A 6773-nucleotide genomic window follows, 5' to 3' on the forward strand; every position below is an offset into this window, starting at 1 on the left:
CGCCGCCCCCGGCCCAACCGCCCACGAAAAGGCACGCTGCGCGACCCACGGGGCGCCGCGCACCGCGCAACGTGCCTTCCGGCGCGGAGAGCGGCGGCAGCCACGGACGCCGCGCACCGCGCAACGTGCCTTCCGGCGGGAGAGGGGCAGCAGCCACGGCACAGGGCGACGGGCTGCCGCAGACGGGGGCCGGGCGCAAGCCCCGGGCCGCGGCATCCGGATGTGACACCATCGTCGCGTGAAGGCCTTCGCCTGCCGTGTGTGCGGCTCCCGTCTGTTCTTCGAGAACTCTGTCTGCGTGACCTGCGGCACGGGCCTCGGCTTCTCCCGCGGCGAGGCCGACATCGTGCCCGTCGACGCGGCGGGCCGCTATGTCGACGCGGCGGGGCTCGTCTCGCACGTGTGCCGCAACCTCGCGCTCACCGGATGCACCTGGCTCGCCCCTCTCGAGGGCGGGCAGTGCGCGGCATGCGATCTGACGCGCACGCGTCCGAACGATGCGGATGCCGCGGGCCTGGCCTACCTCGTGGACGCCGAGCGCGCGAAGCGCTACCTCGTCTTCGAGCTAGACCGCCTCGGGGTGCCGGTGGTGCCGAAGAGCGCAGACGCGATCGACGGGCTCTGCTTCGACCTGCTCTCGAGCGAGACGGCGCCGGTGGTCACGGGGCACGACGACGGGGTCGTCACGATCGACCTGGCCGAGGCCGACGACGCGCACCGCGAGAGCGTGCGCGCGCAGCTCGGCGAGACCTACCGCACGATGCTCGGGCACCTGCGGCACGAGGTCGGGCACTACATCCAGTGGCGGTTCCTGCGGGACGACGACCTCGTCGCCCGCTCCCGCGAGCTGTTCGGCGATGAGCGCGCCGACTACGGCGAGGCCCTCGACCGTCACTACGCCGACGGTGCGCCTGCCGGGTGGGAGGCCTCGTTCATCTCCGCCTACGCCACCATGCACCCCTTCGAGGACTTCGCTGAGACGTGGGCGCACTTCCTCCACATCTGCGACAGTGTCGAGACGGCCCGCGCCTACGCGCTCGCAGCGGTCGGCGACATCCGCTCGGCACCGCGGTTCAGCGAGGTCGTGAGGCTCATCTGGATGCCGCTGGCCACCGCACTGAACATGATGAACCGCGCGATGGGCAAGCACGACCTCTACCCGTTCGTCATCCCCGAGCCGGTGCTCGACAAGCTTGACCTGATCGCCCAGCTGCAGCACCGGGTCGCCGCCGGAGGCGTGGAAGACTGACCGGGTGAGCGACACCGCCGGAACCCCCGCAGCACCTCCCGGCGAGATCGACGGGTTCGCGGCGGCATCCTTCGCCGGCGTGCGGGACGCCTTCGCCCGCAACCTGGCTTCCGGCGAGGAGCTCGGCGGCTCGCTGTGCGTCATCGTCGACGACGAGGTGGTCGTCGACCTCTGGGGCGGCTGGTCCGACCCCGCCGGCACGGTGCCGTGGGGCGCCGACACGATCACGAACACCTGGTCGAACTCGAAGACCGTCACCGCCCTCGCGGCGCTGCAGCTCGTCGAGCGCGGCCGGCTCGACCTCGCCGCCCCGGTGGCGCGCTACTGGCCCGAGTTCGCGGCGGCCGGCAAGGCGCACATCACGGTGCGGCAACTGCTCGACCACACGGCCGGTGTGCCCGCCTGGGAGCAGCCGGTGACGGTGTCGGACATCCTCGATCAGGATGCCGCGGCCGCCCGCCTCGCGGCCCAGGAACCCTGGTTCGCCCCGGGCACCTCGCAGTCCGGCTACGCACTCGTGTGCTTCGGCCACCTGATCGGTGAGGTCGTGCGGCGCATCGACGGGCGCCCTCTCGGCCGGTTCGTCGCGGAGGAGCTCGCCGACCCGCTCGGCGCGGACTTCTGGCTGGGGCTGCCGGAGAGCGAGGAGAACCGCGTGAGCCTCGTCGTGCCGCCGCCGCGCGTGCCGCGCGACCCGGCGTCACGGCCCGAGCCGGGGTCGATCGCGACCCGGGCATACAGCGGGCCGATCCTCGGGGCGCGGGACAGCTGGACGCGGGAGTGGCGGGCCGCCGGCATCGGCGGGTCCGGCGGAACCGGCAACGCCCGCGCGCTCGCGCGCATGAACCAGATGCTCGCGCAGGGCGGCCTCGTCGAGGGCACCCGCCTGCTGTCACCGGCGGTGGTCGACGCGGTGTTCGCGCACCCCACCGACAGCACCGATCTGGTGCTGCGGCTGCCGTTGCGGTTCGGGCTCGGGTGGGCGCTGCCGCACCCGGTGTCGACTCCGTGGCTGCCGGGCGATCACCGCATCGCCTTCTGGGGCGGATGGGGCGGCTCGCTCGTCATCTGCGACCTCGACCGGCGCATGACCTTCGCGTACGTCATGAACCGCATGGCGGCGAGCGTCATCGGCTCCGATCGCTCGATCGACTACGTCACCCGCGCCTACGCCGCACTCGGCTGAGCATCGCACCCCTGCGGGTGCGAGGGTCAGTCCCGTTCGTCGTCGCGGTGGGGCAGCTCCCGGCGCGGGCGCCAGATCACGACGTCGGTCGCGCGGCGCACGCGCGTGCCCTGGCGGATCGTGACGACCGAGCCGGTGGAGCCGGCCGCGAAGACCCGGGCGCGCTTGTCGAGCTCGGCGCGCAGCGCCTGTTCGAGGTCGCGCACCCGCAGCGTGAGGTCGCGCACGCGGTTCTCGAGTGACACGATGCGCGCGATCGCCGGCAGGCTCATGCCGTCGGCCGACAGGCGCGCGACCTCGCGCAGCTGCTCGACGTGACGCAGCGAATAGCGCCGCGACCCGCCCTTGGTGCGGTCGGGCACGACGAGGCCGAGCCGGTCGTACTGGCGCAGCGTCTGAGGGTGCATGCCGCTCAGTTCGGCAGCCGTCGCGATCGCGAAGATCGGGGCATCCTCGTCGATCTGCTCGCTCATGACCGGGCCTTCGCCACCAGATCTGCGCGCGGGTTCTCCTTCGGCTCGAACTCGCGGAAGCGTTCGAGCGCCGCACGGGCGTCGTCATCCAGGTGCGCGGGAACCGCGATCTGCACCTCGGCGAGCAGGTCGCCGGTGCCCTTCGCGGTCGTGATGCCGCGGCCCTTGACGCGCAGCACGCGCCCCGACGGGGTGCCGGGCGCGACCCGCAGCTTCACGATCTCGCCACCGAGCGTCGGCACCTCGATCGTCGCGCCGAGCGCCGCCTCGGTGAACGTCACCGGCACCGAGAGGCGCAGGTTCAGCCCATCGCGGGTGAAGACCGGATGCGGCCGCACGGTGACCTGCACGACGATGTCACCCGCCTCGCCGCCGTCGGGCGACGGGCGGCCGCGGCCGCGCAGCCGGATCTTCTGGCCGTCGGCGACGCCCGCGGGGATCTTCACCTTGAACGGCGCACCGTCCTCACCCTGCAGGGTGATGGTGTCGCCCGCCGCGGCGGTGACGAAGTCGAGCGTCGTGCGGGCCGTGACATCCGCCCCTCGGGTCGGACCGCCGAAACCGCGGAACCCGCCCGACGAACGGCCGAACGACCCGGTGCCGAAGCCGCCGCCGGGCTGGTTGAAGACGCTGTAGAAGTCGTCGAACCCGCCCGCACCGCCCCGGGGGGCGCCGCGGCCCTGGCCGAACATCGAGAACACGTCCTCGAAGCCGCCGGCGCCGGCGCCGCCCGCGGTGAAGCGAGCACCCGACCCCATCGCGCGGATCTGGTCGTACTCGGCGCGCTGCTCCGGATCGCTCAGCACGGCGTACGCCTCGCTGACCTCCTTGAACTTGGCCTCCGCCTTCGCATCGCCCTGGTTCGAGTCGGGGTGGTACTGGCGCGCGAGCTTGCGGTACGTCTTCTTGAGATCGGCCTCCGACACGTCCTTCGAGACGCCGAGCACGGCGTAGAAGTCCTTGTCGAACCAGTCCTGGCTCGCCACCTGTGCCTCCTACTCCGCCGGAACGGCGACGACGACCTTGGCGGGTCGCAGCTCGATCGAGCCGAGGCGGTAACCCACCTCGACGACCTCGAGGACCGTCGTCTCGGTCGCGCCGGGGGTCGGCTGCTGGAAGATCGCCTCGTGCTGCTGCGGGTCGAACACCTCGCCCGCCGCGCCGTAGGTGACGAGGCCGATGCGCTCGGCGACGCCGCGCAGCTTCTCGGCGATCTGCGCGAAGGGGGTGCCCTCGGCGAGATCACCGTGCTTCTCGGCGCGGTCGAGGTCGTCGAGCACGGGCAACAAGCCCTTCGCGACCGATCCCTTGGCGCGCTCGATCTCGGTCTCGCGCTGCTCCTCGGTGCGCCGGCGGTAGTTGGCGTACTCCGCCTGCACGCGCTTGAGGTCGAGCAGCAGGTCGTGGTCTTCGGCGGATGCCTCGGCCACCGCGGCCTCATCGGACTGCACGGCGTTCAGGATGTCGTCGATCGTCAGCTCCGCCTCGTCTGCGACGGAGTCGGAGGCCTGCGCCTCCGACTCCACCCGGTCGGGCTGAACCTCGTCGTCGCCTTCCGGCCGGTCGACGTTGTTCTCAGTCATGTGTCCGTCTTACTTCTTCTCGTCCTCGTCGTCGACCACCTCGGCGTCGATGACGTCTTCGTCGGGGTTGGGCACCTCGCCGTTGCCGGCGTCGGTGGCCGTCGGGTCGGCGGTCTCACCGGCGGCCTGCGAGGCCTGGTAGATCGCCTCGCCGAGCTTGCCCTGGCTCTGGTTGAGGGTGTCGAACGCCGCCTTCACCGCGTCGTCGTCCTCGCCGGCGAGGGCCGCCTTCAGCGCGTCGACGTCGGCCTGCACGCTGTCCTTGACCTCGGCGGGCAGCTTCTCGGCGTTCTCGGCGATGAGCTTCTCGATCGAGTACGAGAGCGTCTCGGCCTGGTTGCGCACCTCGGCCGACTCGCGACGCTTCTTGTCCTCGGCGGCGTGCTCCTCGGCCTCGCGCACCATGCGCTCGATGTCGTCCTTCGGCAGCGACGAGCCGCCGGTGATCGTCATCGACTGCTCCTTGCCGGTGCCCTTGTCCTTCGCGGACACGTGCACGATGCCGTTGGCGTCGATGTCGAAGGTGACCTCGATCTGCGGGATGCCGCGCGGAGCCGGCGCGATGCCGGTGAGCTCGAAGGTGCCGAGCGGCTTGTTGTCGCGGGTGAACTCGCGCTCACCCTGGAAGACCTGGATCGCCACCGACGGCTGGTTGTCGTCGGCGGTGGTGAAGGTCTCGCTGCGCTTGGTCGGGATGGCCGTGTTGCGCTCGATGAGCTTGGTCATGATGCCGCCCTTGGTCTCGATGCCGAGGCTCAGGGGGGTGACGTCGATGAGCAGCACGTCCTTGCGCTCACCCTTGAGGACACCGGCCTGCAGGGCGGCGCCGACGGCGACGACCTCGTCCGGGTTCACGCCCTTGTTGGGCTCCTGGCCGCCGGTGAGCTTCTTGACGAGCTCGGTGACCTGGGGCATGCGGGTCGATCCGCCGACGAGCACGACGTGGTCGATGTCCTCGACCTTGATGCCGGCCTCGGCGATGACGTCGGTGAACGGCTTCTTGGTGCGGTCGAGGAGGTCCTTCGTGAGGTCCTCGAACTTGGCGCGCGAGAGCGTCTCCGACAGCGACACGGGGCCCGAGTCGGTGAGCGAGAGGTAGGGCAGGTTGACGCTGGTCGAGTTCGAGCTCGACAGCTCCTTCTTGGCCTGCTCCGCGGCCTCCTTAAGGCGCTGCAGCGCGATCTTGTCGCCCGAGACATCCACGCCGGTGGTGTCCTTGAACTGCTTGATCAGGTAGTCGACGACCCGCTGGTCCCAGTCGTCGCCGCCGAGCCGGTTGTCGCCGGCAGTGGCGCGCACCTGGATGGTGGAGAAGTCGTCGTCCTTGCCCACCTCGAGCAGGGACACGTCGAACGTGCCGCCACCGAGGTCGAAGACGAGGATGAGCTCGTCCTCCTTGCCCTTGTCGAGGCCGTAGGCGAGGGCCGCGGCGGTCGGCTCGTTGATGATGCGCAGCACGTTGAGGCCCGCGATCTCACCGGCCTCCTTCGTGGCCTGGCGCTCGGCGTCGTTGAAGTAGGCGGGCACGGTGATGACCGCGTCCGAGACCGAGTCGCCGAGGTACTGCTCGGCGTCGCGCTTCAGCTTCTGCAGGATGCGCGCCGACACCTCCTGCGGCGTGTAGGCCTTGCCGTCGATCGCCTGCGTCTTCCAGTCGGTGCCCATGTGGCGCTTGACCGAGGTGATGGTGCGGTCGACGTTGGTGACGGCCTGGCGCTTCGCGGTCTCGCCGACGAGCACCTCGCCGTCCTTGGTGAATGCGACGACCGAGGGGGTCGTGCGGAAGCCCTCGGCGTTGGCGATGACCTTCGGCTCGCCACCCTCGAGGACAGAGACGACCGAGTTGGTCGTCCCGAGGTCGATTCCCACTGCACGGGGCATGTGTCTCTCCTTCAGAGGGGCGGATGTCGCCATCCGCCGGTGTTCACGTCGTCTCGCGATCAACGGGGTTGAGTCGCGATGACTCAAGGGTACGCCGACGCCGCGACGACGTCAAACACAACTTGATATGAGTTGGCTCAAGTTTGGGCGAGCGTCAGCTGCGCGCCTCGGGACCGGGCTCGCCGCCCAGACGCTCGACGAGGCGCTCGCGCGCGCGGGCGAGATGCTCGCGCAGCAGGGCGGCCGCGGCATCCCCGTCACCCGCCTCGATGAGGGCGAGCAACCGCTCGTGCTCGTCGGCGATCAGAGCGGTCGGCAGCAGCGACGCCCCCTGCACCTGCGACATGCAGAAGACGACCTCGGAGTCGAGCGCGTCGTATACCCGGCTCGGACGCTCGCTG

At 70.7% G+C, this 6773-nt stretch carries 7 protein-coding genes; 2 read left to right on the forward strand and 5 right to left on the reverse strand.

What is annotated here, in order from left to right:
* Window positions 1-238 precede the first annotated feature (238 nt).
* Window positions 239-1249 carry a zinc-binding metallopeptidase family protein gene (locus ABT08_RS12355; RefSeq protein WP_056206644.1) on the forward strand — a complete coding sequence of 337 codons (1011 nt, stop codon included), beginning with the start codon at window positions 239-241 and terminating at the stop codon, window positions 1247-1249.
* 4 nt (window positions 1250-1253) lie between these two features.
* The gene (locus ABT08_RS12360) at window positions 1254-2435 is read left to right on the forward strand and encodes a serine hydrolase domain-containing protein (protein WP_288115145.1); all 1182 of its coding nucleotides are present in this window, start codon (window positions 1254-1256) and stop codon (window positions 2433-2435) included.
* A gap of 26 nt (window positions 2436-2461) precedes the next feature.
* On the opposite strand, the gene ABT08_RS12365 is transcribed toward ABT08_RS12360, so the two are convergent.
* The 5 genes from ABT08_RS12365 to ABT08_RS12385 all read right to left on the reverse strand — a co-directional run.
* The gene (locus ABT08_RS12365) at window positions 2462-2908 is read right to left on the reverse strand and encodes a heat shock protein transcriptional repressor HspR (RefSeq protein WP_045246710.1); all 447 of its coding nucleotides are present in this window, start codon (window positions 2906-2908) and stop codon (window positions 2462-2464) included.
* Window positions 2905-3894 (reverse strand): DnaJ C-terminal domain-containing protein, encoded by a 990-nt coding sequence (locus ABT08_RS12370; protein WP_045246711.1) that lies wholly within the window; start codon window positions 3892-3894, stop codon window positions 2905-2907. Before ABT08_RS12370 ends, ABT08_RS12365 begins: the two co-directional genes overlap by 4 nt.
* Window positions 3895-3903: 9 nt before the next feature.
* Window positions 3904-4491, reverse strand: coding sequence for a nucleotide exchange factor GrpE (locus ABT08_RS12375; protein ID WP_288115147.1), 588 nt, complete (start codon window positions 4489-4491; stop codon window positions 3904-3906).
* Between the two features lie 9 nt (window positions 4492-4500).
* Complete coding sequence (gene dnaK, locus ABT08_RS12380) at window positions 4501-6372, reverse strand: molecular chaperone DnaK (protein ID WP_056206649.1); 1872 nt, start codon at window positions 6370-6372, stop codon at window positions 4501-4503.
* A gap of 154 nt (window positions 6373-6526) precedes the next feature.
* A partial coding sequence (locus ABT08_RS12385) for an FCD domain-containing protein (RefSeq protein ID WP_288115148.1) occupies window positions 6527-6773 on the reverse strand: 247 nt, incomplete at its 5' end.

Source organism: Microbacterium sp. SCN 71-21, from assembly GCF_001725695.1.
Taxonomy (GTDB): Bacteria; Actinomycetota; Actinomycetes; order Actinomycetales; family Microbacteriaceae; genus Microbacterium; species Microbacterium ginsengisoli.